Annotated in this window: 2 protein-coding genes and 2 pseudogenes; 3 read left to right on the top strand and 1 reads right to left on the bottom strand. The window is 73.8% G+C overall.

The annotated features are described in order from the left end of the window. A pseudogene (locus ABZ749_RS33820) lies at positions 1–277 on the bottom strand (hypothetical protein); the annotation flags it as partial. Between the two features lie 3 nt (positions 278–280). On the opposite strand from ABZ749_RS33820, the gene ABZ749_RS33815 reads away from it, so the two are divergent. The 3 genes and pseudogenes from ABZ749_RS33815 to ABZ749_RS33805 form a co-directional block, all read left to right on the top strand. Continuing rightward, on the top strand, positions 281–778 hold the full coding sequence (locus ABZ749_RS33815; RefSeq protein ID WP_357235146.1) for a YbaB/EbfC family nucleoid-associated protein: 498 nt from the start codon (positions 281–283) through the stop codon (positions 776–778). Next, positions 775–1,107, top strand: a complete 333-nt coding sequence (locus ABZ749_RS33810) for a hypothetical protein (RefSeq protein WP_357235143.1) — start codon at positions 775–777, stop codon at positions 1,105–1,107. The genes ABZ749_RS33815 and ABZ749_RS33810 overlap by 4 nt, the downstream gene beginning before the upstream one ends. 16 nt (positions 1,108–1,123) lie before the next feature. Then, positions 1,124–2,480, top strand: a pseudogene (locus tag ABZ749_RS33805) (hypothetical protein); the annotation flags it as partial.

Raw genomic sequence — 2,480 nt, 5'->3', positions numbered from 1 at the left:
GGGGGGCGGTCGGCTCGGGGGGCCGGCTACGCCGGTACAGCTCCGCCACCACAGCGCTCGGCACCCGGGGCCAGGTGGTGACAGTGCCGGTCTGCTTGTCGATGACTGTCGTCGGCAGGTCACCCGGCACCGTGGGCACCTCGGTGGGCACGACGGACGTGATGACCCACCCCAGGTCGAACTCGTCGACCATCGCAGTGCACTCGTGACCGAGACGCTGCGAGTCACGGCGGGCCCAGGTGGCCGCGAGCTGCTCGGCCTGTCGACGGTCGATCACGCTATGAAACTACCGGACTACACGGATCGATGGCGGCCGGTATTGTCTCGTTCTACCGACGGTGACGGGAGGGCGGCGGTGGGGGAACAGGCGGACCGGAGCGTCAATCGCGAGCTACGGGCCCGATTCGACGACGTTTATGGGCAATACCAGCAGCTCAGATCCGGTTTGGACACCCTCCAGACGCGACTCGCCGCGCTGCGGGTGACCCGCCGTTCGACCGACGGGCAGGTGACGGCGACAGTTGGCGCGCAGGGCCAGGTGATCGAGGTCGAGCTGACGCCGGCCATCTACCGGGACCGCGACGCCGACGCGCTCGGCCGAAAGGTCACCGAGACGATCCGGGCCGCCGCGACCGCCGCCGCCGACGCCACCCGCGACCTCGTCGCCGAGAGCATGCCGGCCGGCTCCGGGGCGACGGACTTCCTCAAGACCGGCGATTACGCCACTCTGCTCGGTCGGGCCGACGCCGTCCTCGGCACAGGTGAGGCGAAGCCATGACCGACGGGCAGCTCTGGCTTGATCCGTCCCGGGCCCGCCGGGGCGGCGCCGACCTGGCGTTCGCCGGCGAGGCGGTGACGGCCCGTCGTGCGGCGGAGGGGGGCGCGATCGAGGCCGCCAGCGGTGCCCGGCCCTGGGGTCGAGACGACATCGGCGCCGCCTTCGAGCGCAACTACCGCGGGTTCGAGCAGACCGTGCTGCGGGCCTGGGCCGGCGTCGGGCACCGGCTCACCGAGCTGGGCAGCGACGTGGTCGAGGCGGTCGATGCGAGCGTGCAGACCGACGGAGCCAACGCCGCCCGGGTCGGCCGGGCCGCCGACCGGCGCTGACGGCCGACGAGCTGAGATGAGCGTGCTGCCGAGCCCCATCCCGCACCCCCTGGACCACGCACCGTGGGACGTGCCCGGCTGGATCTACGAGGCCCTCGACTGGGTGGTCGGCGTGCAGTGGCCGGACGGCAACGAGCGGGCCGTCTGGGACGTCGCCGACCAGTGGTACGCGGTCGCCTCCGTGCTCGCCGGGCCGCACGCCGACGCCGCCACGGCCGCCGTCGAGGTGCACAACGGGTACGGCGGCGTCGGAGCTGTCGACGCGGCGTTCGAGGCGGCCTGGCGGAGGATCGCCGAGGGCGCCGACGCTCCGCTGCCCGTGCTGCTCGCGGTCACGGCCGACCTGGGCCGACTGGTCGAGGAGTGCGGTTGCGACATCGAGGGCGCCAAGCTGGAAGTCTGGATCGAGCTGGGCATCCTGGTCATCGAGTTGCTCACCGTTGCGGTGGCGGCGGTGCTGACCGCCGGTGCGGCAACCCCGGCCGCGGGGGCGGCGATCACCGCGACGCGACTGCTGGTGCAACAGATCTTCAAGCGGCTGATGGGCCAACTGGCCAGCAAGTCCCTCAAGCACGGGCTCAAGGAGGCCGGCGAGCGGGCCGCCAAGGAGGTCGCCCGAGGTGGCGCGCGCGGGCTCGCCAAGCGGGCCGCCCGGGGCGGGCTGGAGGAGGCCACCGAGGAGGCCGGGGTCACCCTGGCCACCCAGACGTACCAGAACTCCAGCGGGCGGGCACACGGCCTGGACCTGACCGATCTCGGCGCGTCGGCGGTGGGCGGGTTGGCCGGCGGAGCGGTGGCACCGCTGGCCGGCCTGGGCCGGCACGCCACCGGGCGGGCGGCGAAGGTCGGGGAGCACCTGGGGCGGGAGATGACCGGCGAGGTGCTCGCCGACAGCGCGGCGAGCCTGGCCACCGGTCAGGGCCTGACCTCGATGGAGGACGTGGCGCGCGCCGCCGCGTCCGGGGCCACCGGTTCGGCGACCGGGCAGACCGACCACGCGCTACGCGCCCGGCTCGACGCGCAGGCCAACGCCCTCGCCGGAGCATCCTTCACGGGCCCCTCCCTTCCGCCCGTGTTGCCTGTCGCGGGGGATGCGGCCTCTACCGGAGCGGCTCCCTCCTTCGGGGTCTCGTCTGCCGCGAGTGCTCCCTCCGCAGGGGCTGTCGGTGGTGTGGCTTCGGGTGGTCCGGTTACGGCTGCGGGCGTTCCGATGCAGGCGACGGAGGGTGTCGCCACCACTCCACCGGACCAGGTGGCTGCGCCGACACCACCGGTTGCCGAGCAGTCACGAGGAGCCGGGCCGGCGTCTCCGGTCGCGCCCGACGCGCACACGTCGTCCCCGACGCCGGTCGGCGCGCTGTCCGACGTGGACG

The organism is Micromonospora sp. NPDC047753, assembly GCF_040642735.1.
GTDB lineage: Bacteria > Actinomycetota > Actinomycetes > Mycobacteriales > Micromonosporaceae > Micromonospora.
The sequence above is the reverse complement of the archived record's forward strand: the minus strand, read 5'-3'. Positions and strand labels throughout refer to the sequence as shown.